19 protein-coding genes are annotated in these 25,912 nt (G+C 63.1%); 9 read left to right on the forward strand and 10 right to left on the reverse strand.

What is annotated here, in order from left to right; all coding sequences use genetic code 11:
- The first annotated feature begins 56 nt into the window (after nucleotides 1-56).
- Both J5286_RS13825 and J5286_RS13830 read left to right on the forward strand, forming a co-directional pair.
- Nucleotides 57-332, forward strand: coding sequence for a ribbon-helix-helix domain-containing protein (locus tag J5286_RS13825; RefSeq protein ID WP_209190823.1), 276 nt, complete (start codon nucleotides 57-59; stop codon nucleotides 330-332).
- On the forward strand, nucleotides 316-822 hold the full coding sequence (locus J5286_RS13830) for a GrpB family protein (protein WP_209190824.1): 507 nt from the start codon (nucleotides 316-318) through the stop codon (nucleotides 820-822). The genes J5286_RS13825 and J5286_RS13830 overlap by 17 nt, the downstream gene beginning before the upstream one ends.
- Before the next feature lie 36 nt (nucleotides 823-858).
- Here J5286_RS13830 and J5286_RS13835 read toward each other — a convergent pair whose 3' ends face one another.
- From J5286_RS13835 to J5286_RS13845, 3 genes are all read right to left on the reverse strand, one after another.
- The gene (locus J5286_RS13835) at nucleotides 859-4,611 is read right to left on the reverse strand and encodes an AsmA family protein (RefSeq protein ID WP_209190847.1); all 3,753 of its coding nucleotides are present in this window, start codon (nucleotides 4,609-4,611) and stop codon (nucleotides 859-861) included.
- A gap of 242 nt (nucleotides 4,612-4,853) precedes the next feature.
- Nucleotides 4,854-6,266 carry an FAD-binding oxidoreductase gene (locus J5286_RS13840; protein ID WP_209190825.1) on the reverse strand — a complete coding sequence of 471 codons (1,413 nt, stop codon included), beginning with the start codon at nucleotides 6,264-6,266 and terminating at the stop codon, nucleotides 4,854-4,856.
- Between the two features lie 107 nt (nucleotides 6,267-6,373).
- Nucleotides 6,374-7,408 carry an aldo/keto reductase gene (locus J5286_RS13845; RefSeq protein WP_209190826.1) on the reverse strand — a complete coding sequence of 345 codons (1,035 nt, stop codon included), beginning with the start codon at nucleotides 7,406-7,408 and terminating at the stop codon, nucleotides 6,374-6,376.
- A 92-nt stretch (nucleotides 7,409-7,500) separates the two neighbouring features.
- Here J5286_RS13845 and J5286_RS13850 point away from each other — a divergent pair, with 92 nt between their 5' ends.
- Nucleotides 7,501-8,403 carry a LysR family transcriptional regulator gene (locus J5286_RS13850; protein WP_209190827.1) on the forward strand — a complete coding sequence of 301 codons (903 nt, stop codon included), beginning with the start codon at nucleotides 7,501-7,503 and terminating at the stop codon, nucleotides 8,401-8,403.
- A gap of 159 nt (nucleotides 8,404-8,562) precedes the next feature.
- Entirely contained in the window at nucleotides 8,563-9,651 is a 1,089-nt protein-coding gene (locus J5286_RS13855) for an AbrB family protein (protein WP_209190828.1), read from the forward strand.
- Here the strand turns inward: J5286_RS13855 and J5286_RS13860 are convergent.
- Nucleotides 9,648-10,547 (reverse strand): AraC family transcriptional regulator, encoded by a 900-nt coding sequence (locus J5286_RS13860; RefSeq protein ID WP_209190829.1) that lies wholly within the window; start codon nucleotides 10,545-10,547, stop codon nucleotides 9,648-9,650. The two genes, J5286_RS13855 and J5286_RS13860, sit on opposite strands and share 4 nt — an antisense overlap.
- Nucleotides 10,548-10,580: 33 nt before the next feature.
- Between J5286_RS13860 and J5286_RS13865 the strand changes: the two genes are divergently transcribed.
- Nucleotides 10,581-10,988: a DUF2000 family protein gene (locus tag J5286_RS13865; protein ID WP_209190830.1), complete on the forward strand. Its 408-nt coding sequence runs from the start codon at nucleotides 10,581-10,583 to the stop codon at nucleotides 10,986-10,988.
- Between the two features lie 117 nt (nucleotides 10,989-11,105).
- Here the strand turns inward: J5286_RS13865 and J5286_RS13870 are convergent, their stop codons facing one another.
- From J5286_RS13870 to J5286_RS13885, 4 genes are all read right to left on the reverse strand, one after another.
- Complete coding sequence (locus J5286_RS13870) at nucleotides 11,106-11,771, reverse strand: YiaD family glycine zipper/OmpA-like lipoprotein (RefSeq protein ID WP_113200701.1); 666 nt, start codon at nucleotides 11,769-11,771, stop codon at nucleotides 11,106-11,108.
- Nucleotides 11,772-11,957: 186 nt separating this feature from the next.
- Complete coding sequence (locus J5286_RS13875) at nucleotides 11,958-12,953, reverse strand: flagellin N-terminal helical domain-containing protein (RefSeq protein ID WP_209190831.1); 996 nt, start codon at nucleotides 12,951-12,953, stop codon at nucleotides 11,958-11,960.
- A gap of 267 nt (nucleotides 12,954-13,220) precedes the next feature.
- Nucleotides 13,221-16,376: an efflux RND transporter permease subunit gene (locus J5286_RS13880; protein ID WP_209190832.1), complete on the reverse strand. Its 3,156-nt coding sequence runs from the start codon at nucleotides 16,374-16,376 to the stop codon at nucleotides 13,221-13,223.
- Nucleotides 16,376-17,575: an efflux RND transporter periplasmic adaptor subunit gene (locus tag J5286_RS13885; RefSeq protein WP_209190833.1), complete on the reverse strand. Its 1,200-nt coding sequence runs from the start codon at nucleotides 17,573-17,575 to the stop codon at nucleotides 16,376-16,378. The genes J5286_RS13880 and J5286_RS13885 overlap by 1 nt, the downstream gene beginning before the upstream one ends.
- 352 nt (nucleotides 17,576-17,927) lie before the next feature.
- Here J5286_RS13885 and J5286_RS13890 point away from each other — a divergent pair, with 352 nt between their 5' ends.
- Both J5286_RS13890 and J5286_RS13895 read left to right on the forward strand, forming a co-directional pair.
- A complete protein-coding gene (locus tag J5286_RS13890) occupies nucleotides 17,928-18,749 on the forward strand; it encodes an alpha/beta fold hydrolase (protein ID WP_209190834.1) in 822 nt (273 codons plus the stop codon).
- 568 nt (nucleotides 18,750-19,317) lie between these two features.
- Nucleotides 19,318-21,801: an ATP-dependent helicase gene (locus J5286_RS13895; RefSeq protein WP_209190835.1), complete on the forward strand. Its 2,484-nt coding sequence runs from the start codon at nucleotides 19,318-19,320 to the stop codon at nucleotides 21,799-21,801.
- 268 nt (nucleotides 21,802-22,069) lie between these two features.
- Here J5286_RS13895 and J5286_RS13900 read toward each other — a convergent pair whose 3' ends face one another.
- Both J5286_RS13900 and J5286_RS13905 read right to left on the reverse strand, forming a co-directional pair.
- Nucleotides 22,070-23,176 (reverse strand): type I restriction endonuclease, encoded by a 1,107-nt coding sequence (locus J5286_RS13900; protein ID WP_209190836.1) that lies wholly within the window; start codon nucleotides 23,174-23,176, stop codon nucleotides 22,070-22,072.
- 49 nt (nucleotides 23,177-23,225) lie between these two features.
- The gene (locus J5286_RS13905) at nucleotides 23,226-23,573 is read right to left on the reverse strand and encodes a hypothetical protein (RefSeq protein WP_037178840.1); all 348 of its coding nucleotides are present in this window, start codon (nucleotides 23,571-23,573) and stop codon (nucleotides 23,226-23,228) included.
- A gap of 288 nt (nucleotides 23,574-23,861) precedes the next feature.
- On the opposite strand from J5286_RS13905, the gene J5286_RS13910 reads away from it, so the two are divergent.
- Nucleotides 23,862-24,698: a siderophore-interacting protein gene (locus tag J5286_RS13910; RefSeq protein WP_209190837.1), complete on the forward strand. Its 837-nt coding sequence runs from the start codon at nucleotides 23,862-23,864 to the stop codon at nucleotides 24,696-24,698.
- Nucleotides 24,699-25,350: 652 nt separating this feature from the next.
- Complete coding sequence (locus tag J5286_RS13915; RefSeq protein ID WP_209190838.1) at nucleotides 25,351-25,854, forward strand: hypothetical protein; 504 nt, start codon at nucleotides 25,351-25,353, stop codon at nucleotides 25,852-25,854.
- Nucleotides 25,855-25,912: the final 58 nt, after the last annotated feature.

The raw sequence follows: 25,912 nt of genomic DNA on the forward strand, positions 1-25,912 counted from the left end.
TCTGCGATCAAACGTTTGCGTGCGTTTGCGGACTCATTTTCCGAACAATCAGCGCAATGATCCGCAAGCACTCGATCACGCTGCACGGCCACCGCACCAGCCTGTCGCTGGAAGACGAATTCTGGACCGAACTCACCGCCATCGCCGCCGCCCGCGCCATCCCGCTCGCTGGCCTGATCTCCGAGATCGACGATAACAGGGATGCCGACAGCAACCTTTCCTCGGCGCTGCGCCTGCATGTGCTCGCCTGGCTGAAATCGACGGGCGTCGCTCCGTCGCCACAGGATAACCAGCCCGACAACGGGGAAGCGACGGATGCCGGAGCGCGTTGAGATCGTCCCCTATGACGCGGCATGGCCGGCGCACTTCCGCGAAATCGCCGCCGCCCTAAAAACCCTGCTGGGCGATCACGTGCTCGATATCCATCACATCGGCAGCACCTCCATCCCGGGCATCGCCGCTAAGCCGCTGATCGATATCGATGTGATACTGCCGAACGCAGCCGACGTCATCGACGCCTGCCCGCTGATGGAAGCCATCGGCTACGAGCCACGCGGCAATCGCTACGACGCCGATATCTTCGCCTTCATGAAACGCATCACCACGCCCAAGCAGCGGGTCTATCTATGCCCCGAAGGCCACGACACGCACCACCGGCGCATACTATTCCGCGATTATCTGAGAACCCACCCGCAAGCAGCTGCCGACTATCAGGCGCTGAAGCTCAAGTTGGCCGAGGACTTCGAATATGACGGTGACGGCTACACCGCCGCCAAGGCCGCCTTCGTCAACGATATCGTCGCCCACGCCAGCAAGCGCTGAAACCTGACGAACAGCCGACACCGGCCGCGCAGAACGCTATTGCGGAACCTGCACGCCCGGCAAACCCGGCACCGTGTTGAAGTTCAGCGAGTTCTGCGGCGGCGTGATCAGTTGCTCCTGCGCGCGGCGCGCAGCCTCGGCCGCAGCCTTGGCATCCGCTTCCGCCTTGGCCTTCGCGGCTGCTTCCGCCTGCGCCTTGGCCTCAGCTTCGGCCTTGGCGGCAGCTGCCGCCTGGTCGCGCTCGGCCTGCTGGGTCGCAAGCAGCCTCAGCCGCTCCTCTTCCGCCTTGCGCTGCGCCTCGATGGCGGCGGCCTTCTCGCGCTCCTGATCGTTGAACTTGGCGAGCGACACCTCGCGGCGCAGTCGCTGCTGTTCGAGAACGTTCGATTGCAGCTTCTCGACCCGCCGGCGCTCGCGCTCGAAGGCGCGCAGAGAGAGGTAGCCGGTGATATCGGTGACATCCATCACCCGGCCCGGCGATCCGAGAACGCCGGAGAAATCGAGCCGGATCGAAGGATCCGCGCCGGTCAGTGCCTCGCCCATCGGGTTGAGATTGATGTCGAGCGACGCGTTGATCCGCTCCTGCGGCAGGTCGATCTGCGCATTGCCCGTCAGCGTCGCCTGATCGGTGGCGACAGTCACGTTCTGAACCCTCAGCACCCCGTCCGTGACGTTGAACGGCACCGCCGTCGCCGGCAGCTTCGCCTCGCCGTTGTTGAGCAGCGTCTCGACGATCGGATGCACCTTGCCGGCATTCAGCTGGTCCTGCATCGGGTCGGTCGCCGAAAGAAGCGGCGCCAGCATGCCGAGATTGAGACCGCGCACGCTGGTATCGCCCAGCTTCATCTCGCCGGAGCCGTTGAGCGAGCTCGCGATATCCTTCATCGACTTGCCCGATGCTTCCATCGACAACGCCAGCCCGAACTTGCCGCTGGCCACAGGCGAACCGCCATCCCGCTGCCAGACGACGCCGCCGAGATCGGCATCGGCAAGCGCAAGCTTGGTCTGCAGGAAGCCGGTTCCATCGGCATTGGTAAACTTCACATTGGCATCAACAGTGCCGCCGTCCCAGTTGCCCTTCATGTCGTTGAGCTGCAGCTCGTCACCCTTGTAGGCGACGTTGGAGGTGAAGTCGGTGATCGGGTTCGACCACCCGAGCCAGAACTGCTTGGCGTTAAGCTTCAGGTTGACATCCATGTCCTTGAACACGGGAATGCCAAGCGGCGCCGCGAGCAGATTGCCGTTCGCCGGATCCGTCATCGGCCCGTAGACGGCTTCGCCAAGCCAAGTGGCATCGGCCTTCGTCAGGGCGAGTTCGCCCGAGGCCGTCGTCCGCTCGGCCTTGCGATCCAGCGTCATGGCGCCGGTGAATTCGTTGTCCGCCGCATGGCCGGCAATGTTGCCGAAGGCGACCTTGTCGCCATCGATCGCCGCCGTCGTCGTCAGCTTGAACGGCAGGCCTGTCCCCATCTGCGGCACGCCGATGCCGTTCATGACCAGATAAGGGTCGAGGTCGGCGCTCTCCAGCGACAGCGCCAGCTGCCCGTTCATGAAGCTCTGTGGCCGGATATCGACCTTGCCGGCGGCGGTAAACGAGGTGCGGTCCGTCGCAAATGTCAAGTTGGCGTCGGCGGGATCGGTCCCCTCCGCCTGCACCTTCAGCGTCATGCGGCCGTTGGCATCCGCATCGACAGGCAACGGATCGAGCCCCGCCTGGCCGAACAGCACCGACGTCACGTTGTTCTCGAGCGTCGCCTCAAGGCTCGTCGTTCCCTTGCCGGTCAGCGCCAGAAGGTCGGACATGCGGTAATCGAGGTTCACGCGGCTGCCATTGGCGACACCGGCAAGCGTCACCGAGAGCCCATCGCCCTGATCGCCGCCGAGCGTGACGGCACCGCGCAGCGCCGTGTTCGTGTACCAGGCCGCGTTGCGCACCAGCCGATCCATGACGGGGTGCTGCGGCAGTTTCTGCTTCAGCATGGTGAAGAACGGACCGGGGTCGGCCGCCTTGAAGGTGATTTCGCCCGAGCCCTTGTAGTCGAGCAGCGATCCCTCGGCGCGGCCGGTCGCCGTGAACTCGGCGCCCGCCAGGTTCTTCACCGAAAGCTTGTCCACGCCGAGCGCGCCGTCGGCGATCGTGAAGCTCGTCTCGACATCGCCCGCTTCGACACCAAAGGCCGTGAACTTGTCGGCCTTGAGCTGCGCCTTGATCTTGTGGTCGAGGACGTTATTGCCTGCATCCTGCCCGGTAAACAGACCCGTCAGCGCTCGGAGCGCATCGAGATCCAACGCATCGCCTGATAGCGCGACATCGAGCGTCGGCGCCTGGTTCGGCACCGCCTGGCGGTCGAGCCTGCCCTTCAGCGTCGCCGGACCGACCGCGATCTCGAGATCGTCGAACGTCTGCCGCTCATGCGTGAGGTTCACATTCGCCGAAAAACCGGCCTGCTGCAGCGACCGTATCGCCGGATCGACATCACCCGACAGCCACGAGGCAAGCCCGGTCGGCTGCTTGGAGGCAACGGTGATCGCGCCCTTGAAGGATGGCTGGCCCTGCAGCGTCAGCTGACCGTTGCCCTCGACCAGCGTGCGCCCCGGCAGCGTGCCGAAGGCGTGGTCGATTGTCCAGCCGCTGCCGGCCGGCTCCAGGTCGAGCTGCACGTCGCGAATGGTGGTATCACCGGCCACGATCGCCGGCAGCCTGACACTCGCCTTGCCGGGCACCTGCGGCACCGGGATCTGCGAGACGATCTGGATCAGCGCATTCAACCGCTGCTTGGCCGACAGGCTCGGATCGCGCGAGGTCTTGCCGCCAGAGCCCTGGTTGCCAATGCGATTGACGTCGATCTGCTGGCCATCGGCGGTGAGCAGGAACTGCGGCTTCACGCCGGTGTCGAGCGTCGCCTCGCCGGTCACCACATAGGGGTCTTCCACCGCGCCGATCTCGAGCCGGTATTCGGGAATGCGAATGCTCTCGTTGGTAAGCTCGAACTTGCCCTTCAGCCGCGGCGGCTGGCTCTTGTCGGTGCCCTTGGCCTGGTTGGTGCCCGTGCGCTCGATCTGCGCCGACATCGTGCCCTGGTAATTGGGCTTGCGATCGACAAGCTTCAGCTCGCCATCGAGATCGACCGACACAGGATGCTTGTCCGGCTGCAGCCGGGTGCGCATTCTGAGAACGCCGTTCTCGTCCAGCTGGTTGCTGGAGATGAGGAAATTGCCGTGCTCGCCGTCGAGCGCCGCATCACCCTCGATCCGCCACGGCCCGGCCAGCGATTTCGCCGACATCTCGGCGTTGATCCCGGTCACGAGACGCGTGCGGCCCGATTGGTCGTCGATGAACTGAACGTCGCCGCCGCTGACATGCACGTTCTCAAGAACCACCGTCTTGGCGGGAATTTCCGGCTGGCTGCCGCGCGTCCAGTCGAGCGTACCATCCTTCAAGAGCCGCAGCTTGACCTTGGGGTTGACCACGCGCATGTCGAAGATCAGCGCCTCGCCCGAGAGGAACGGCGCCAGTTCCGCATCCATGGAAAACTGCTCGACCTGCACGATTGGCGAGCCGTCCTGCTCCTGGCCGACGCGCACGTCGTGCATCGTCACCGAGGGAAACGGCAAAAGGCGCGCATCGACCGCGCCGTGGACCACGACCTTCTTGCCGATGATACGGCTGGCCTGATCCTCGAAATTCTGACGGAAGCCGGTCCAATCGATGAACATAGGCGCGAACAGCGCCACGAACAGCGCCACGACAACCACACCACCCAGTACGACGAGAAACCGGCCTACCAAGTCAATCATTCTCCATTCGGGCTACACCGCGGACACAAGGCCAAACTCGATCAGGAAACCCGATCGAGTTTTGACCCTAGATCATCAACCCGAAGCGTGTGAAGCCGCTTTCAGGCAACAAACCGCGCAATTCCTTGTTACGCCCACGCTTTCCCGGCGGCGCTCCGATTCGCTACGCTGTTCTCAATCCCTATCGGCATTCATGCCGCAAGCAAGCCAAGATCAAAACAGAGTGTTGATTTTCAGGCAGAATGGAAAATCTTGCCCGGATTGAAGATGTTATCCGGGTCGAGCGCATGCTTGACCTGGCGCATCAGATCGACCGCGCCCCCAAGCTCTTCTTCGAGAAACGCCATCTTGCCCTGGCCGATACCGTGTTCGCCAGTGCAGGTGCCGTCCATCGCAAGCGCCCGCTTGTTGAGCCGCGACACGAAGCCCTCGGCAACGGCGATCCCCTCCTCCGTCTTGTCGTCGAACAAGAGCAGCACGTGAAAGTTCCCGTCGCCGGCATGGCCGACGATCATCGCGAGAAGACCGTGCTCCTCGATATCGGCCTGCGTCTCGCCGATGCAATCGGCCAGGCGCGAGATCGGCACGCAGACGTCGGTCGAAAGCGCCGCCATCTCCGGCGCCAGCGCGCGCGAAGCCCAATAGGCATCGTGGCGGGCTTTCCAGAGCTTGCTGCGCTCTTCGGCGTTGACGGTCCAGGCGAACTCGCCGCCCCCGCATTCCGCTGCGATCTCGCCGAACTGCGCCGATTGCAGCGCGACGGTTTCGTCGGTGCCGTGAAACTCGACGAACAGCGTCGGCTTCTCGTCGTAATTCAGTTTCGAATAGGCGTTGCAGGCGCGGATCTGCAGGGCGTCGAGAAGCTCGATGCGCGCGACCGGCACGCCCATCTGGATCGTCATGATCACCGCGTCGCAAGCGGCACGCACCGTCGGAAACGCACAGACGCCGCCGCCGATCTTCTGCGGAATGCCCTGCAGGCGCAGCGTCACCGACGTCAGGATGCCAAGCGTACCCTCGGAGCCGACGAAGAGGCGCGTCAGGTCATAGCCGGCCGAGGATTTGCGGGCGCGCCGCGCCGTGCGGATTTCCTCGCCATTGGCGGTAACGGCAGTGACCGAAAGCACATTGTCCTTCATCGTGCCGTAGCGCACGGCGTTGGTGCCTGAGGCCCGCGTCGCCGTCATGCCGCCGATCGAGGCGTTGGCGCCCGGATCGATCGGGAAAAACAGGCCGGTGTCGCGCAGATAGGTATTGAGGTCCTCGCGGGTAACGCCCGGCTCGACGGTGCAGTCGAGGTCTTCCATGTTGACCTCAAGCACGCGGTTCATCCGGCTGAAATCGATCGAAATGCCGCCGTTGGGCGCATTGACCTGCCCCTCCAGCGACGAACCGGTACCAAAGCCGATGACGGGCACCTTGTGCTCGGCGCAGACCTTGACGACAGCCTTCACATCATCGGCGCTCTCGGCGAAGAGGACACCGTCCGGCAGCTGCGAGGGAATGTAGGTGGTCGTATGTGCATGCTGCTCGCGAAACGACTGGCCGGTCTGGAAGCGCTCGCCGAAGCTCTGTTTCAGGATGCCGAGAACGCTGGCGATACCCGCCTCGTTGCGTGTGCCGGCCTTTGCGTCTTTGAGCGCCATCTCTTTGATCTCCTTACCGTCGTTGCCCGAGGGCACGTTGGGTATGAGACAAGAGATGGCGGCTGTCTAGTAGCAGAATAGCCGCAGCGGTACGGCCATCAGCGACCTCAGACGAGCGGCGGGTTCAATCGCGCGAAACCCTCCTGCCGCTGATACGGAAAATAAGGATAGGGCGCGCTGACGGCACTCGCCTTGTCGAGCCGCTCGACCTGCTCTTTCGACAGCGACCAGCCGACAGCACCGAGGTTCTGCCGCAGCTGCTCCTCGTTGCGCGCCCCGATGATCACGCTCGACACCGTCGGGCGGCCAATCAGCCAGTTGAGCGCGATCTGCGGCACCGTCTTGCCGGTCTCTTCGGCCACGATGTCGAGCGCATCGACGATATCGTAGAGCTTCTCGTCATCGACGGGAGGCCCGTATTCCGCCGTCTGGTGCAGCCGGCTTCCCTCTGGAAGAGGCTGCCCGCGCCTGATCTTCCCGGTCAGCCGCCCCCAGGCAAGCGGGCTCCACACCAGCGCGCCGACACCCTGGTCGGCGGCGAGCGGCATCAGCTCCCACTCATAGTCGCGGCCGGCCAGCGAGTAGTAGACCTGATGCGCCACATAGCGCGAATAGCCATGCTGAGCGGACACGCCGAGCGATTTCATCAGCTGCCATCCGGAGAAGTTGGAAACGCCGATATAGCGGATCTTCCCGGCGTTAATCAGCTGCTCCAGCGTCGAGAGCACCTCCTCGATCGGCGTCGATGCGTCGAAGGCATGCAACTGCAACAGGTCGATGTAGTCGGTGCCAAGCCGCTTCAACGCCGCATCCGTCGCCCGCAGCAATCTTGCGCGCGACGTCCCCCAATCGCCGGGCCCGTCTCCAACAGGAAGCGCGGTCTTCGTCGAGATCAACACCTGGTCGCGCCTGCCCCTGATCGCATGGCCAAGCACCTCTTCCGACGCGCCCGCCGAATAGACGTCGGCAGTATCGAACAGCGTCACTCCTGCCTCGATCGCGATATCCACCATCCGCGACGCCTCGGCGCCCGTCGTATTGCCCCAGGCACCGAACAGCGGCCCCGATCCACCGAATGTGCCCGCGCCGAAACTCAAAACCGGCACCCGAAGGCCGGATGCACCAAGCTGTCTGTATTCCATGGCCAGTCTCCTGTTGTTTCACTAGAGATAGACACTCCACACACGATGAAATAGACCGCCTTAAAGAACACAATTCATGAATTGAAGTCATCATGAGCAGACCAGACATCAACCGCTCCGGAGAGATGGAAGTCTTCGTCCGCGCCGTCGAACTGGGCGGCTTCACCGCCGCCGCCCACGCCTGCCGCATGACGCCATCGGCCGTCAGCAAGCTCGTCGCGCGGCTCGAAGCCCGGCTCGGCGCCCGCCTCGTCAACCGCTCCACCCGCAAGCTGCAACTGACGCCCGAAGGCTGCGCCTTCTATGAGCGCAGCGTCACCATTCTCGCCGATATCACCGAGGCCGAGCGTTCCGCATTGTCGGGAGAACTGGCCGCCGGCCCGGTCCGCATCAACACCAGCGCCTCCTTCGGCAATCACATCCTGGCACCGCTCGTCCCGGGATTCCTTGCGCTGCACCCCCGGATCACGCTCGATATCTCTCACACCGACAGGGTCGTCGACCTGCTCGACGACCGCGCCGACGTCGCCATCCGCGCCGGACCGCTGAAGAGCTCGACGCTGATCGCCCGCAAGCTCGGCGCGACGGACATGGTCATCGTCGCCTCACCCGGCTACCTCCAAACACACGGCACGCCGGCCACCGTGTCCGATCTCGAACACCACCGTCGCATCGGCCTCTCCTACGCCCGCAGCGTCGAGGGATGGCCCATGCGCGATGGCGGCGACGTCATCCGGCTACCTCTCACACCGGGCCTCCAGGTCGCCGATGGCGAGGCGATGCGGCACATGGCCTTGTCGGGTGCCGGCCTCGGCCGCCTCGCCCGTTTCACCGTCCGCGCCGATATCAAGGCCGGCCGCCTGATCCCGCTCCTCGAAGACCTCAATCCTCACGACACCGAGGAATTCCACGCCGTTTATATCGGCCAGGGCGGCCCGCTGCCGGCGCGGGTCCGCGCCCTGCTCGATTTCCTCGCCGCAAACGTCAGCATGTAAAGGCCCAAGAATTCGCAATTGACCCCCGGCCCCGCCCGCGCCTATATCCACGGCACGCCATCGGCGCCCGCCGATTTTCCAGCAAAGCCTCTGCCGCTCCCCCCAAGACGTCGCATCGACCCGTCATCAGCATTGGCAAGACATGCATCGGATAAGCCGTTGAAAGACGCCAGCCGCCAGTTCCGAACCGCCAGCCTGCCGCGCTGGGTTTTGCTGCTCGCCCTCTCCACCATTCTTGTCGTTGGCCTGGAAATGCTCGGCCTGCCTGCCTCGCTGCTGATCGGCCCGATGGTCGCCGCGATCGTGCTCGCGGTCTCTATCGGCCAGGGATCGCTGCGCGTCCCGCGCTGGCCGCTGCTGTTCGGCCAGGCGCTGGTGGGCTTCATGATGGCCCGCGCGATCACCGTCGATATCCTGCAGACGATGGCGACCGACGCGCCGCTCTTCCTTTCCATGATCTTCGCCGTCATCGCCGCCGCCGGCTTGCTCGGCTGGCTCTTAACCCGCTGGCAGGTGCTCCCAGGCACGACGGCGGTCTGGGGCTCGTCGCCGGGTGCGGCATCGGCCATGGTCATCATGTCGGAAGCCTATGGCGCCGACGCGCGCCTCGTCGCCTTCATGCAATATCTGCGCGTCGTCTTCGTGGCCGTCGCAGCCTCCGTCGTCGCCCGCCTGTGGGTGGCCGCCGATGGCGGCGAGCCGCCGCCGCTCGTCCTGTTTCCGCCGATCGACTGGCCGGCCCTTGCCGCAACCGTCGCACTGACGATCGTCTCGGCCTTTTGTGCTGTCCGTTTCCGCATTCCCGGCGGCACCATCATCGTGCCGCTCGTTGTCGGCTCGCTGCTGCAGGGCTTCGGCCTGTTGAAGATCGAGCTCCCCATGTGGCTGCTGGCGATCAGCTATGCCTTGATCGGCTGGAGCATCGGGCTGCGCTTTACCCGCGGAATCATCGCTCATGCCGCCCGCGCCCTGCCGCGCGTCGCCGCCTCGATCCTGCTTCTGATGTCGCTATGCGGCTGCATGGCCTACGCGCTGCACGTCTTCGCCGGTGTCGATCCGCTGACCGCCTATCTCGCCACCAGCCCGGGTGGCGCCGATTCCGTCGCCATCATCGCGGCCTCCAGTGACGTCGATGTCCCCTTCGTGATGGCCATGCAGACCGGCCGCTTCCTGATCATCCTGTTCACCGGCCCGATGCTTGCCCGCTTCATCGCGCGGCGCTCCGGTCTCGCGGAAAATCCGGCCTAAGAGAAATCTCGCCTCAGCCCCGCCCATTGGCCTGGCGTCATGCCATACGCCTTCTTGAAATGCCGATTGAAGTGGCTCTGGTCGGCAAAACCGGTGGCGAACGCTGCCTCCGCCAGCGCCTCCCCGGCCCCGATCATCGCACGCGCCTGCTGCAGGCGCCGCATGAGGAGATAGCGATGCGGGCTGGTCGCGAATGCGGCCCGGAAATGCCGCGCCAACTGAAACCGGTCGAGCCCCGTCACGGCCTCCAGTTCGGCCGACGTCACCGGCCTTGTCGCATGCGCCTCGAGATAATCCCGCGCCAGTCTCGCCCGTTGCCAGGCAATGCTGCCAAGCGGCCGACGCGGAGTACCCGCATGCCGCGCCAGGCCACCCGCCACGCGTGACACGAAGTCGTCGACGAAGAGTTCATCCAACTCCCGGTCCAGTTCACTCAGCGCCCCCAGAAACGTGCCGGCAAGCAGGGGATCGTCGAAGACTGGCTGATCGACGAAGGGCAAGCCGATGCGCGCCGCTTCCAGACAATGGAAGAGCAGCGAGGGTTCCAGATAGAGCATGCGGTATTGCAGCCCGTGATCCGTCCCCGCCCCGCCATCATGCTCCTCGTCGGGATGCAGAACGATCACCTGCCCCGGCAGGCTGAAACGCCGCTCGCCACGATAGGAAAAGGTCTGCACGCCCTTGATCGTCACCCCGAGCGCATAGGTATCGTGACGATGCGGCTCGAAGGCGTTTCCCGCGAACTGCGCCTCGATGCGCTCGATGCCAGGAAAGGCCGGCGCGGTTACAATTCCCGGAGCAATCGCACCGGACGCAATGGAGCGCCCGTCAGTGCCCGGCTCCGTGCACAAACGTTCAAGACCCTCAAGGGCGTGATGGCTTAGATCCTCATCCAACCGACGTCGAAACCCGCATGAAAAGAGACTGGAATGTTTGATACCAAAATTGCGATCGTGCTGCGAAACAATCTTCCATCCTGGCAGACGCTGAATGTCACCGCCTTCCTGATGAGCGGGATCACCGGCCAGAACCCCGAGATCATCGGCGACGCCTACAAGGACCGATCGGGCAATCTGTACAACCCGCTCTCGATCCAGCCGATCATCGTTCTGGCAGCGCCCAAGGAGACCATGTCCACCATCCACCGCCGCACGCTGGAGCGCGGCATCACCGCCTCGCTCTTCATCGAGGAGATGTTCGCGACCGGCCACGACGCCGCCAACCGCGCCGTCTTCGCCGAATACGCGCCCGATGACGCCAGGGTGGTCGGCATCGCGATCCGCGCCGACAAGAAGATCGTCGACAAGATCACCAAGGGCGCTGTCATGCACCCTTGAAGCAATGCCAGGAAAAGTGTGAAGCGGTTTTCCGTCCGGAATTGCGTAATTCAAACTACTCTAACGCAAAACGGCCGGGCATCGAGCCCGGCCGTCTTAACTCTCAAGCGAGCCCGATCAGCTCTGGGTGATCGGCGCGATCTGGATTTCGACGCGGCGGTTCTGTGCGCGTCCGGCTTCCGAGGCGTTGGAAGCCACCGGCTGCGACGGGCCGAAGCCGACGGCCGACATGCGGCGCTGGTCGATACCCTGGCCGCCGAGATAGCCGGCAACGGACTCGGCGCGGCGCTGCGACAGTTCCTGGTTATGCTGCAGGCTGCCGGTCGAATCGGTGTGGCCGTTGACGTCGATCAGCGTGCGGTTGAACTTGCGCAGCACGATCGCCACCGAGTTCAGCGTCGGGTAGAAGCCCGGCTTCACGGCATCCTGGTCGACGTCGAAGGTGATGTTCGACGGCATGTTCAGGATGATGTTGTCGCCGTTGCGGGTAACGGAGATGCCGGTGCCCTGGAGCTGCGCGCGCAGTTCCGATTCCTGCTGGTCCATGTAGTTGCCGATCGCACCGCCGGCGAGAGCGCCGACACCGGCGCCGATGAGCGCCGCGTTACGTCGACCTACCGGCGAACCGCCAACAGCGAGACCCGCCAATGCGCCGACGCCGGCGCCGAGCAGCGCGCCGCCCGATGTGTTCGACATCTTCTGTTGGCCCGTATACGGATCCGTCGTCGTGCAGGCGCTGAGGTAGGTCGCGGCAACGGCGAGAAGGATGAATTTCTTGATCATGGACAGGCGTATCTCCAATTCGATGGTGATGCGAGCAGTATTAAGGAATGCGGCAAGAAGATGAAGCGCGCGCCCTGAATACTGGAAAATCGATGGATTGCACAGCCTTAGAGCCGGAACTCCCGAAAAAGTCACCGGCGTCGGCGACGCCGGCCGCCAATAGCGGCCGATACAAACGATGACGCGTCAGAAGTTCTGGAACAGCTGCCGCACCGTATCGTAGGTGGCGTTTGCGATGTTGAGCGATTGCAGGCCCAGTTGCTCCTGCGTCTGCAGCGCCGCAAGCCGGCTCGATTGCTCCTCCATGTCGGCATCGATCAGCTTGCTCATCCCGCGCGCGAAGGCATCGCCCAAGTTCTGCGCGAAGTCGCTCTGCAGGCTGATGCGCTTTTCCAGCGCGCCGAAGGACGAGCCGATCGTCGTCATCTGGCCGAGCATCTTGTCGACGACCGAGACCATCTCCTTGACCTCCGCGGTGGTCGTGGTCGAGGATATGCCGATCTCGACCTGCCCCGCCGTATTCCCCGCGCTAGCGAGCATCACATAGTTCTTCGAGGCCCCCAGTTCCGTCGCGAAATACTGCGAGGTCAACGCCCCGTATTCACCTGATCCCGTGGTCCGATCGTCGATCAGGTAGCGCGCGTCCTTGGATGTCGTCGATCCCACCGGCGCGATATCGACCTCGTAGCTCAGCGTTCCGATTTCGACGCTTCCATCGGGATGGCGCGTGAACGACGCCGGAATCTCGCGCGGCTTGGCCGGATCGTCGCCATCATCGATCGCCACCCAATTGTCGTTGTTGAAGCTCGCCGCCGCGGAAACGGAACGAAGCTGATCTTTCAGATGGGTGATGTCGAGATTGATCTTGTCCTTGTCGACACCGTCCTCGGTGGCGGCGACGAGCTTGGCCTTGATCTGGCTGACGAGATCGGTCGATTCGCCGACGGCGGTATAGGCCGTATCCATCGTCGCAGCGGCCAATCCCAGCGCATCGCGCACTGCCGATTGGGCCTTCTGGTCGCTTTTCAAGGTCGAGCTGATCGCCCAATAGGCGCCATTATCCGAGGCGCGTTCGACCCGGAGGCCGGTGGAGACCTGCCTCTGGGTCGTCGTCAGTTTATTCCCGATGTCGCGCAATACATAAAGCGCGGCATCCACCGAAGTGCGCCGATAAATACTCACGGATACAGAACTCCGAACACAACAATACGCAACAGGTACAAATGAACCGGTGCCGCGAACACTCATGTCCGGGGGCGCCAAAACAGCGGCGCCGTGCAGCCTCCCGAAACGCTGGGAGACCATCGGTATCGATGCCAATGATTACGGCTCATGCTTAAAAAACAGCTAAAAGTCGCAATTAATTTAGCCTGTTATGCAACCATTCGGAAACTATGAAAAAACGCCGCCCGCAACCTGCCCGAAGGCAAGATTACAGGGCGGCGATTATCACTCCGCAGCTTCGAGCTGATCCCGCGCGGCAACGATCTTCGGCCGCTCGGCATTTTCCATTTCCTGATGCAACCGTGCCTCTTCATGCGCATGCGGCTTGGCGAAGCGGGCGATCAGCAGATAGGCGACGGGCGTGATGAACAGCGTCACCAGCGTCGCGAAGCCCAGCCCGCCGACGATCACCCACCCGAGCGCCACGCGCGCTTCGGCACCCGCGCCATGCGCGAAGACCAGCGGCACGCCACCAAGGATGGTGGCGATCATCGTCATCATCACGGGACGCAGACGCAGCGCGCAGGCCTTTTCGATCGACGCCCTGACGTCCTGGCCCTCATCGCGCAACTGGTTGGCGAACTCGACGATCAGGATGCCGTTCTTGGCCATGACGCCGACAAGCAGCACCAGGCCGATCTGGCTGTAGATGTTGAGGCTGGAACCTGTGATCACGAGCGCGAAGACCGCGCAGGCAAGCCCAAGCGGCACCGTCGACATGATGATCACGGATGAGAACATGCTCTCGAACTGCGCCGCCAGCACCAGGAAGATGATGATGATGGCAAAGCCGAAGGTGAGAGCCATGCCGTTGGCGTTTTCTTCCAGCGTCGCCGCTTCCGCAAGCGGCATCAGCCGCGCACCCGAGGGAAGCAGAGGCCCGGCCAGCGTCACGGCCTCTTTCACCGCATCGCCAAGCGACACGCCATCCTTGAGGCCAGCGGTGATCGCCACAGACGCCAGCTGCTGCTCACGATTGAGCTGCGGCGCCACGGCGCCCTCTTGCAGCGAGGCGATGACCGACATCGGCACGATCTTGCCGTCGCCGGTTTTCAGGAACACGTTCTCAAGATCGGTCGGATCGTCGAGCGGCCGCGTGTTCGAGGTCAAAAGCACTGGATAGGCATCGCCCTTGACGAACACGTCGACAACAGAGCGCCCTTCCAGCAGCGATTGGATGGCGGTCGACAGGCCGGTGATGTTGATGCCGAGATCGGATGCCCGCTCGCGATCGATCGAGATCGACACCTGCGCCTGCGTCGGCTCGTTGGCGAGGCGCGGCGTGTCGTAGCGGCCGGTCGCGTCCAGCGCCTGTACCAGCTTCAGCGCCGATTGCGTGAGCGCATCATAATCGCTGCCGATCAGCGCCATCTGCAACCCGTTGCCGGCGCCGCGAATACGCAGGCTGTTGGACTGGATGGCATTGCCGCGCAGCGCCGGAACCTTCAAAGCCGCGCGATTGATATCCGCAACGATCTCGTTCTGCGTGCGCTCGCGCTCGCCCCATGGCGCCAGCGTCAGCACCATGAAGCCGCTATTGGCCTGCCCATTCTGCCCGGAGACGGAAAAGACATTGCGGATATCGCCGCTGTCGACCAGCGGCTGCAGATATTCCTCGACCAGCTGCAGCTTGTCGCGCGTATATTCGAGGCTCGATCCCTGCGGCGTCGTCAGCCGCATCATCACCATCGCCCGGTCCTCGTTGGGCGTCAGCTCGCTCTTCACGCCGGTAAAGGCCACGACGGCGGCACCCGCGAAGATCACCGAGAACACGATGACGACGAAGGGCGCATTCAGGCAGCGCTGCAGGCACCACTCGTAGGCGCTGGAAAACCGGTCGCCGAAGCGGCCGAGCATCCCATGATCCTCTTTCATCTCCCGGGTCAGCATCCGCGACGCCATCATCGGGCAAAGCGTTAGCGCCACCAGCGACGACAGGCCGACGGAGAATGCAAGCACGAAGCCGAACTCGCGAAACAGGCCGCCCACCTGCCCCGGCAGGAACGACAGCGGAATGAACACGGCTGCCAGCGTCGCCGTCGTCGCAATGACCGCGAAGAATACCTCGCGCGTGCCAAGCACGGCAGCCGCGCGCGGCCCCATGCCCTGCGCGCGCCTGCGCACGATATTCTCGAGCACCACGATGGCGTCGTCGACCACCAGACCGGTCGCCAACACGATCGCCAGCAGCGTCAGGATATTGATCGAGAAACCGACCATGTAGATCGCCGCCAGCGTGCCGATCAGCGCCACCGGCATGCTCACCGCCGGAATGATCGTCGCCCGCCAGTCGCGCAGGAAGAGATAGATGACGGCGGTGACGATGACGGCGGCCAGCACCAGCGCCAGCACCACCTCGTGGATGGCGCCCTGGATGAACACCGCGTCATCGCTGGTAATCGCGATCCTGGTACCCTCTGGCAGCGTCTTCGACAGCTGCTCGACCGCGGCCTTGATGCCGTTGGAAATATTCAGCGTATTGGATTGCGCCTGGCGGATGACGCCGAGACCGATGCCCGGCACCCCGTTCGAGCGCAGCGCCGTCTGCCCATCGCGCGGTCCAAGCGTCACGGTCGCCACATCCCCCAGCCGCACGCGGTCGAGCAACATGACGTTGGCGAAATCCTCGGGCTTCTGCAGGCTGGCGGTAGCGCGCACGACGATGTTCTGCGTCGGGCTCTTGAGCGAGCCGGCCGGCACGTCGAGTGCCGCGTTCGACAGCGCATTGGTGAGATCGCCGATCGTCAGCCCACGGCTCGCGAGCTCCGACTGATCGACATCGACCCGAAACACCTTCTCCTGGTCGCCATAGCTCTCGACATCGGCAACGCCGTCGACGGAGGCCAGCCGGTCGATCACCTCATTGTCGACGAGCAGCGTCAGGTCGTCCATGTTGAGCTTGGTGGAGGTGACGGCAAGACGCATGATCGGCTGCGAATCCGAATCCGCCTTGACGATCTGCGGCGCGTCGGCGTCGTCAGGCAGCCGGTCGGTGATCCGCCCGATCGCGTCGCGCACGTCGTTGGCGGCGACCGCCAGATCCACCGTATCGGAAAACTCCAGCGTCACCCGGCTCTGGCCGAACTGCGAGCTCGACGAGATCGACTTCAACCCGCTGACGCGCGCCGACGCGCCCTCGATGATCTTGGTCACCTCCTGGTCGATCGTCTGCGGCGACGCGCCGTCGAAGGTGGTGCGCACGGTCACGACCGGCCGGTCGACATCAGGCAGCTCGCGCACCTCGATGCCGACATAGGCGGCGAGACCCGCAACGATCATCAGCGTGTTGAACACCAAGGCCAGGATCGGCCGGCGCACGAAGAGCGCCGTGAACGTCTGCTTGCCCGATGGCGTATTGTTGTGGGGGCCGCTGTCGCTCATCAGGTGACAGGCTCCTTGGCGGCAAGTTCGCCCCCTTCGGAGCGCACCGGCCCGCCCTCGCGCACACGCTGCAGGCCCTGCGTGACGATCAGGTCGCCATTATCGAGGTTGCCCTTGACCAGCACATAGTCGGGATTGCGCTGGACGATGCTGACGCGCACCTTGTGCGACTTCTGCTCGGCCACGCGCCAGACGAAGGAGCCTTGCGAATCCCACTGCACCGACTGCGGATCGACCGCCGGATACTGGTCGCCATCGAACCGCATGCCGACGCTGAACGACATCCCTGCCCTCAGCTCGTCGGCTGCATTGTTGAGCCGCGCCCGCATCCGGAGCGTACGGCTGGCGGGATCGACGCGGTTGTCGATCGCCTCGACCGCGCCCGAAAACACCTGCCCCGGCCGCGCCACCGACGTCGCCTCGACCGCCTGGCCGACCTTGACCGTATTGGCGAAACGCTCCGGCACCCAGTAGTCGACGAGGATTTCCGTGCGATCGTCGAGCGTCACGATCGGCGTCGTCGTCGAGACGTTGTCGCCGATATTCACGGGCATGATGCCAACGATGCCGTCGATCGGCGCCAGGATGTTGCGGCGATCGAGGCTCAGCTGCGCCGCCTGCAATTGCAGCCGCGCGTTCTGCTCGGCGATCTCCTGATCGAACACGTCCATGCGCGACACGCTGGACTTGATATTGTTGTAGAGGCTGGACTTCTCGACCGCCGATTTCAGCGCGACTTCGGCCTGCCCCTTGACGATCACCTGCTCTTCGCTGTCGAGCTTGGCGATGATCTGCCCCTGCTTGACCCGGTCGCCGGACTTGACGAGGATTTCGCGGATGAGACCGCTCGCCTGCGGCGTCACCACCACCGAGCGGATCGCATCCCCCGTGCCGATCGCACCCAGCCGATCATTGACGACACCGGGAACCACGGCCTGCGTGACGACAAGCACCGCGCCGTTGCGGCCACCGCCACCATTGCCACCATTACCGCCGGAACGACGATTGCTTGCCTGCTCGCCACCTGCTGTAGGCGGCGCCGCGCTTGCTTTGTCAGGATCGATCGCCTTGCCAACAAGAGCTTCGGGAACGCCGGCATTGCGCAGCGTATCGCGCGCACCAGGCACAAAGACAGCCCATCCGGTAACGCCGGCGGCGATAACGATGAGACAGATCGCAAACTGCTTCCAAAATGACATTCACGTCTCCAGAGGGACTCGAGGTTGTCCAGGGTCGATCGAAAGAGGCGCATACGTGGCAAATCGCCGCGCAACGCAGGAATTATTGTCCGATTGCAGGTCAGCGGCAAGCAAATTGGCCGCCCATTACAGCATTGTAATGTCAACTGTTGGTGACCGGCTGATGTCGGTCATCTCGCCCTGACGTTGCCGTCCTCGCAAAAGCGCGCACCGACGCGAGCAAATGTCGGCCGGCCTGGCAAATAGTGCTTTCGTTTCTGATCATTCCGATGTTCTCTGCCGTCGCGCAATGGGCCGCAAGCGCGCCCGCCGCTCCATTCATTCAACAGCGAACGCAAAGAGGATGACGAGCATGCCGAAGATCACCACCAAGGACGGAACGAAGATTTTCTACAAGGATTGGGGCACCGGCCAGCCGATCCTCTTCTCGCATGGCTGGCCGCTTTCGGGCGACGCCTGGGAAGCGCAGATGCTCTATTTCGGCCAGAACGGCTACCGCGTCATCGCCCATGATCGCCGCAGCCACGGCAAATCCTCCCAGACCTGGGACGGCAACAACATGGACCAGTACGCCGACGATCTCGCCGAGCTGATCGAGAAGCTCGATCTCAAGAACCTGATCATGATCGGCCACTCCACCGGCGGCGGCGAAGTCGCCCACTATCTCGGCCGCCACGGCACCAAGCGCGTCGCCAAGGTGGTGCTGGTCGGCGCCGTTCCGCCGTTGATGCTGAAAACCGACGCCAACCCCGAAGGCCTGCCGCTCGACGTCTTCGACGGCATCCGCAAGGGCACCGCGCTCGACCGCTCGCAATTCTTCCGCGACCTCTCCATGCCCTTCTACGGCTTCAACCGCGACGGCGCCAAGGTCAACGAAGGCCTGCGCGAGACCTTCTGGCTGATGGGCATGGCCGGCGGCATCAAGGGCGAATACGATTGCATCCACGAATTCTCCGAGGTCGACTACACCGACGACCTCCGCAAGATCGACAAGCCGACCCTCTTCATCCACGGCGACGACGACCAGATCGTCCCCATCGTGGCAGCGGCCCTTAAGTCCTCGAAGATCGTCAAGGGCGCCGTGCTCAAGGTCTACGAAGGCTCCAGCCACGGCCTCGCCCAGGTCGAGCCGGAACGCTTCAACGCGGATGTGCTGGCCTTCATCAAGGGGTGAGCGGGTCACCGCGCGGTTGCGTGTTGGACGCTTGAGGTTCATCCGCACCGTTGAACTCGCGGAGACGTGCTTAGATCCTCGGCACAAGGCCGAGGATGACGCCGAGCGAGAGGAAAGCGCTTCGACCTCAATAGGTTACAGACGCGCCCCTCATTCTCAGCCGTCATCCTCGGGCTCGTCCCGAGGATCTGCCAAGCCCTCGCTTTGCTCGACGTGAATGGACACTTGGCGCTGCACCGGGCCATTATCCTTTGAAGCGTTGAAGCTCATCCGCGCCGTTGAACTTGCGGAAACGTGCTTAGATCCTCGGCACAAGGCCGAGGATGACGCCGAGAGAGAGGAAAGCTCTTCTACCTCAATAGGTTACAGACGCGACCCCCATCCTCAACCGTCATCCTCGGGCTCGTCCCGAGGATCTGCCAAGCCCTCGCTTTGCTCGACGTGAATGGACACTTGGCGCAACCCGCACACCACTCGCACCCCCACAACACACAACATCCCGTGGACCGGGAATGAAAGCAGAACATCTTTTCTGGTCTTTCCGATCCGAATCACTACATTACGCGCCATGAGCAACAGTTTCGACGATATGCCCTTCTTCGACGAGGAGCCGGGCGAAGCGCCGCGCAAGCCGCAAGCCCCCGCAGCCCCAGCCCGCGGCGCCCCAGCATCGGGAGGTCTCGCCGCCCGCGCCATGGCCGCCCGTGGCGGCGCTCGAGAGCGGCCGGATTATCTCGATGGTCTCAATCCCGAGCAGACCGAAGCCGTCGAAACGCTGGAGGGCCCGGTCCTCGTGCTCGCCGGCGCCGGCACCGGCAAGACGCGCGTGCTGACCACGCGCATCGCCCATATTCTGAATACCAACCGCGCCTTCCCCTCGCAGATTCTCGCCGTCACCTTCACCAACAAGGCCGCCCGCGAAATGAAGGAGCGTATCGCGCATCTGGTCGGCGGCGCGGTCGAGGGCATGCCCTGGCTCGGCACCTTCCACTCGATCGGCGTCAAGCTGCTGCGTCGCCACGCCGAGCTCGTCAACCTGCGCTCCGATTTCACCATTCTCGACACCGACGACGTCGTGCGCCTCGTCAAGCAGCTGATCCAGGCAGAAGGCCTCGACGACAAGCGCTGGCCGGCCAAGCAGTTCGCCGGCATGATCGACACCTGGAAGAACAAGGGGCTGGGCCCCGCCGACATCCCAGAAGGCGACGCCCGCGCCTTCGCCAACGGCAAGGGCCGCGAACTCTACTTCGCCTACCAGCAGCGCCTCTCGACACTGAACGCCTGCGATTTCGGCGACCTCCTGATGCATCCGATCGCGATCTTCAGGAAGACGCCGGATCTGCTCAAGGAATACCATCAGCGCTTCCGCTATATCCTCGTCGACGAATATCAGGACACCAACACCGCGCAGTACATGTGGCTGCGCCTGCTCGCCCAGCGCCCAAAGGGCGAGCCGCAGAATGTCTGCTGCGTCGGCGACGACGACCAGTCGATCTATGGCTGGCGCGGCGCCGAAGTGGACAACATCCTGCGCTTCGAGAAGGATTTCCCCGGCGCCAAGGTGATCAAGCTCGAGCGCAACTACCGCTCCACCGCCCATATTCTGGGCGCCGCCGCCCACCTGATCACCCATAATGAAGGCCGCCTCGGCAAGACGCTGTTCACCGACCGCCGCGACCCCGATGATATCAAGGTGCAGGTCCACGCCTCCTGGGATTCGGAAGAGGAAGCCCGCGCCATCGGCGACGAGATCGAACAGCTGCAGCGCAATCAGCACAAGCTGAACGACATCGCGATCCTCGTGCGCGCCTCCTTCCAGATGCGCGAGTTCGAAGACCGCTTCGTCACGCTCGGCCTCAACTACCGCGTCATCGGCGGCCCACGCTTCTACGAGCGCCTCGAAATCCGCGATGCCATGGCCTATTTCCGCCTCGTCGCCCAGCCGGCCGACGACCTCGCCTTCGAGCGCATCATCAATACCCCCAAGCGCGGCCTCGGCGACACCACCGTACGCGCGCTGCACGATTATGCCCGCGCCCGCGACATCCCGATGCTTGCGGCAGCCGCCGACATGATCGAGACCGACGAGCTGAAGCCGAAGGCGCGAAAAGCGCTGTTCGACGTGATTCAATCTTTCCGCAGATGGCAGGAAAGGCTTGAAAACACATCACATACCGAGCTCGCCGAGCAGATCCTCGAAGAGTCCGGCTATACCGACATGTGGAAGGCCGACAAGACCGCCGACGCCCCCGCCCGCCTCGACAACCTGAAGGAACTCATCCGCTCGATGGAGAGCTTCGAGTCCATGCGCGGCTTCCTCGAGCACGTCTCGCTGGTCATGGACGCCGAGCAGAACGAGAACCTCGACGCGGTCTCGATCATGACGCTGCACTCGGCCAAGGGCCTCGAATTCGAGACCGTCTTCCTGCCCGGCTGGGAAGAAGGCCTCTTCCCGCACCAGCGCTCGCTCGACGAGACCGGCCGCGCAGGCCTCGAGGAAGAGCGCCGCCTCGCCTATGTGGGGCTGACCCGCGCCAAGCGCCGCTGCCACATCTGGTTCGTCTCCAACCGCCGCATCCACGGCCTGTGGCAATCGACCATCCCCTCGCGCTTCCTCGACGAACTGCCCGATACCCATGTCGAGGTCGCCGAAGTCGAGCAGAGCTACGGCGGTTACGGTCGCGGCGGCTATGGCCAGTCGCGCTTCGACAAGGCCGAGCCCTTCGCCAACAGCTATTCCACCCCCGGCTGGAAACGCGCCCAGCAAAACCGCAACGACGCCACCCGCGACAACTGGGGCTCCCGCTCCGGCCACTCGGTCGAGCGCATCGGTTACGGCGAAAGCGGCCCGAAAACCCGCACCATCGACGGCGAACTCGTCGCCAAGTCGACAGCAACCCAGCCCTCGAAATTCACCATCGGCGACCGCGTCTTCCACATGAAGTTCGGCAACGGCAACATCAAGATGATCGAGGGTAACAAGCTGACGATCGACTTCGACAAGGCCGGCGAAAAGCGGGTGCTTGACGGGTTTGTCGAGGCGGTCGGCTAGAGAAGACGCGGCGGCCCAAAGCCGCCGTCACCCTTTCGTGACTTCGCATATAGGCCCACCTCCCGCATACTCCCGGCGCCCGCACCATAATCACGGGCCTAATAGGAGGATGCCATGAAACGCTACTCGCTATCCCTGATCGCAATGTCCCTTGCACTGGCCATCGTCGGCAACCCGGCGATCGCGCTCGCTTGCAACAAGATCATCGGGACGTGATCAGCTGAAATGAATAGGGTGAGCGGGTGCGAGCCCGCTCATTCCCTGCCACTTAGCCGCCATTTCCGATGTAGGATTGGATCACAGACTGAATTTGCGTCTTCGCTTTGAAGATATCGGTCACCTGCACGATATCAAATCGCGCGCCCGCTTTGTCTGAATCGAAAATCGTCAGGAATTTTGTCTTCGAGTTGAAGTGAAGCCTGACGATCGGCTTGCGATTATTGTCATCGAAGTTGATGCCGCAATACGATTTCTGATCACGCATCACCACGCGGGAAATATCGGCGATCTCCGCCGCAATCGCGCGAACGATGTTGAAGCCATCGACTTCTTCCTGTGTCGTCTCGATCCCGTCGCCGTCCTCCGTCAGTTGCGTCACGGAGTCGACGTCCTTGATCGTCGGGATATTGACGTTGTCGTTGAAAGCGGCCGTGAGCTTCTTCTGTATCTTCTGCCTGACCAGATCCTCGAACGCGCGCTTGATGATCGGCTTGAACTCGCTGACCACCGCTGAGGTCAGCTTGCCTTCATAAAGCCCTTTCGAGATCATCCGGACAAACTCGTCATCGGGATCGTTGAACTGCGCTTCGATGCTACTGATCGCAGCCTTCATCCGTTTCAACGTATTGGCAGAACTCTTGATGTCGGCGATCGAGAAGCGATCCTTGTGGAATTTCTCCAATTCCTTGAGATCGTTGTCGTCGTAGTCGAAGAGATCGAACTTGAAGAACGGATTGGTGTCCAACTTGTTTGGCGCATCAAGGTCGGTGAAGAACCAGATCTGGATGCCGTTCGTCAGGATGGCAATCGAGCAGTCTGTCGTTGAGAAATATCGATAAAGCTGGCTGTATTGAGCTTGTGACAGGTTGGCGCTTACAGCCTTCGCCTCCAGTATATACTCGATGCGATCATTGATCCTGACCGCATAATCAACTTTCTCACCCTTTTTCAGACCGACATCCGCGGTGAACTCCGGGACAATCTGTGAGGGATCGAAAACATCGAAGCCTAAAGTTCGAAGAAATGGCATGACTAGCGCGTTCTTTGTCGCCTCTTCTGTTAACGCAATAGTCTGCGCGGAAACGGCACGCTTGGAGAGTTCTGTAACCTGTTCTTTGAAAGACATTGATTGATCCCCAGAATCACTAGGAATCAATTATTAAATGCACTCATAAAAAGTGCAATCCATGGGAGAGTTGAAGCCCTCACCCCAAGATCGGCATCGACCCCAGCCCCAATATATCGTTGAGCAGCGCCAGCCCGATCCCCGCGGCCACGATCGTCAGTCCGATCAGAAACAACCGCCGCGAGCGGTCGTATTTGGCGGCGATCAGCGAATCCCGCGCCAAGAGATCGGCGAAGACCTTCACCTGCAGGCCGATGCCGACGACAAGCAGCAGCATTGGCAGGATGTCGATCCGGCTCCAGTCGTTCGGGTTGGAGACCCAGCGGCTGATGAAGGTGAGGCAGAAGCCGAGGATGATGCCGGCGGCGGTCAGCGAGCCGTTGCGGAAGGTGGCGTCGATCTTCTCTTCCGGATCCGGCTCGGGCATGGCTCTGGCTTTCGGTTGAACGGCTCAACGAAGCAAGGCAGAAATCGCGCGAAACGGCAAGAGCGGCCGAAGATTACAAAAGCTTCACTAAAATATCATGTTTTAATCTTGCCAGTCCTGTCGGCCCCGGCTAGGTAAGAAACACATCTGCCGCATCCGCTCCTTGAGAGCGGCGCCGCACGTAAGCGTTAACGTCAACCAACGCGCTGATCGAACCCGAAGCCGGGGTGCGAGCGGCGCGGCGTGCCTGCGTCCTGAGCGTCCCGGTTCTTGAAGAAGGAACCGAATATGACGGCCAACACCACGCCATCCCCCACCGAAAAGCGCCACCTGATCGAACGCGTTCGCCATGAACTGAAGCGCCGCGTGCTCACCGTCCGCCGCGTCGAACACGTCACGCCGCAAATGCTGCGCGTCACCCTCGAGGGCGCCGATCTCGAAGGCTTCGTCAGCCTCGGCCATGACGACCACGTCAAGATCCTCGTGCCCCGCCCCGGCGAGGAACCGGCGTTTCCGGAGATGGGCCCCGAGGGCAAGCTTTTGATCGACCCGGAAAACCGCCCGTCGCTGCGCGACTACACGCCTCGCCGCTATGATCCCGTGGCCGGAGAACTCGACATCGACTTCGCGCTGCACGAGGCCGGCCCCGCCACCGAATGGGCGCTCAATGCCAAGCCCGGCGACAGGCTCGGCCTCGGCGGTCCGCGCGGCTCCTTCGTCGTCTCCACCGATTTCGACTGGTATCTGCTGGTCGGCGACGAAACCGCGCTCCCCGCCATCGGCCGCCGCCTCGAAGAGTTGCCCGAAGGCGCCAAGGCGATCGTCGTCGCCGAAGTCGCCGGCCCCGAGGAAGAGCAGGCCTTCGCGAGCAAGGCCGACCTCTCCGTCACCTGGCTGCATCGCGGCGCACAGCCGGCGGGCACCACGGACGATCTCGAACAGGTGCTGCGCGATATCATGTTGCCCGAGGGCGACGGCTATGTCTGGATCGCCTGCGAAACCGTCCTCGCCAAGCGCCTGCGTGTCGTCATGGTCGAGGAGCGCGGGCACCCCAAGCCCTGGATCAAGGCCGCCGGCTACTGGAAGCGCGGCCAGGCCGATTTCCACGAGACGCACGGGGATTGAGGACTCCGCCGTCATACTCGGGCTCGTCCCGAGTATCTGCTCAGCGTGCCACTTGCTCGACGGGAATGGACACGAGGAAAGGCGGGGCTGCGGGTGCTCGCAGCCGTCCACCCACAGCCGCACCGTTGCACTCTCGGCGACGTGCTTAGATCCTCGGCACCTTGGCCGAGGATGACGCCGCGCGTGGGGTTTTCGCTGCGGGAACAAGTGGTTGGTGGCCGTCACCAGATGTCTGGGCACCGCCGCTGCTCCACTCTCGGCGTCATACTCGGGCTCGTCCCGAGTATCTGCTAAGCGTGCCGCTTGCTCGACGGGAATGGACACGAGGAAAGACGGCGCTGCGGGTGTTCGCGGGCACCGAGTCAAAGCCGCACCGCTGCACTCTCGGCGGCGTGCTTAGATCCTCGGGACAAGCCCGAGGATGACGCCGCGAATGGGGTTTTCGCTGCGGAAACAAATAGTTGCCGGTTGCCGCCCCGAATCGCCCACACACATAGCGTAAACGAAATCTTAATCCCGCCCCTTGATCTCGGTCAATCGGGGGAAATTCATCACAACATTCCCCTTTTGACGCCGCCGGCAAATCACCTTAGCCCGTCCATGTTCGTCCATGAAGGACGGCTTTCACGATGGACTCGCAAAGGAGATTCCAGTGACCAGTGTTTCCTCCCTGGGCGGCAATAGCGCCCAGTATATTTCCAGCCTCGACAAGAATGGCGACGGCATCGTCTCCGCCGACGAACTGGCCGCAGCCAACACAACCAGCGCCACGAGCGCGACGACGACCAAGGCATCGACGGCGAATAGCACCGCCGACAGCGCCAGCGTCACCCAGAAGATCGCAGCCGACATCCTCTCGCTGATGCTGCAGCTGCAGCAGTCGAGCGAAAGCGACGACGGGTCGAGCGACGATGGCAGCCTCTCCGGCAACAGCCCCAAGGGCATTCTGGCGCTGATGGACAGCAACAACGACGGCAAGCTGACGACCAGCGAAGTTCTCTCCGCCGATCCGTCGAAGATCGCCGAGAGTGCCGGCGCCGGCGACAACACCGCAGTGACGCAGGTCCTCACCGACATGCAGACCGCCATCCGCGCCTACCAGACCACCTACGGCTCTTCGCTCGCCGCCGATACCGACAACACGCAGACTGCGTGATCGACCAGACTTCTGACCTAAAAGGCCGCCTGATTGGCGTGCAACACGGCTCCGCCGG

Source organism: Rhizobium sp. 16-488-2b, assembly GCF_017741815.1.
Lineage (GTDB): Bacteria > Pseudomonadota > Alphaproteobacteria > Rhizobiales > Rhizobiaceae > Rhizobium.

What these genes read in the sequence shown, in the direction of transcription:
- J5286_RS13825 (WP_209190823.1), top strand. Translation starts at nt 57, where the DNA reads ATGATCCGCAAGCACTCGATCACGCTGCACGGCCACCGCACCAGCCTG.
- J5286_RS13830 (WP_209190824.1), top strand. Translation starts at nt 316, where the DNA reads ATGCCGGAGCGCGTTGAGATCGTCCCCTATGACGCGGCATGGCCGGCG.
- J5286_RS13885 (WP_209190833.1), bottom strand. Translation starts at nt 17,575, where the DNA reads ATGTCATTTTGGAAGCAGTTTGCGATCTGTCTCATCGTTATCGCCGCC.
- J5286_RS13850 (WP_209190827.1), top strand. Translation starts at nt 7,501, where the DNA reads ATGAGCAGACCAGACATCAACCGCTCCGGAGAGATGGAAGTCTTCGTC.
- J5286_RS13905 (WP_037178840.1), bottom strand. Translation starts at nt 23,573, where the DNA reads ATGCCCGAGCCGGATCCGGAAGAGAAGATCGACGCCACCTTCCGCAAC.
- J5286_RS13870 (WP_113200701.1), bottom strand. Translation starts at nt 11,771, where the DNA reads ATGATCAAGAAATTCATCCTTCTCGCCGTTGCCGCGACCTACCTCAGC.
- J5286_RS13895 (WP_209190835.1), top strand. Translation starts at nt 19,318, where the DNA reads ATGAGCAACAGTTTCGACGATATGCCCTTCTTCGACGAGGAGCCGGGC.
- J5286_RS13840 (WP_209190825.1), bottom strand. Translation starts at nt 6,266, where the DNA reads ATGGCGCTCAAAGACGCAAAGGCCGGCACACGCAACGAGGCGGGTATC.
- J5286_RS13865 (WP_209190830.1), top strand. Translation starts at nt 10,581, where the DNA reads ATGTTTGATACCAAAATTGCGATCGTGCTGCGAAACAATCTTCCATCC.
- J5286_RS13880 (WP_209190832.1), bottom strand. Translation starts at nt 16,376, where the DNA reads ATGAGCGACAGCGGCCCCCACAACAATACGCCATCGGGCAAGCAGACG.
- J5286_RS13845 (WP_209190826.1), bottom strand. Translation starts at nt 7,408, where the DNA reads ATGGAATACAGACAGCTTGGTGCATCCGGCCTTCGGGTGCCGGTTTTG.
- J5286_RS13890 (WP_209190834.1), top strand. Translation starts at nt 17,928, where the DNA reads ATGCCGAAGATCACCACCAAGGACGGAACGAAGATTTTCTACAAGGAT.
- J5286_RS13910 (WP_209190837.1), top strand. Translation starts at nt 23,862, where the DNA reads ATGACGGCCAACACCACGCCATCCCCCACCGAAAAGCGCCACCTGATC.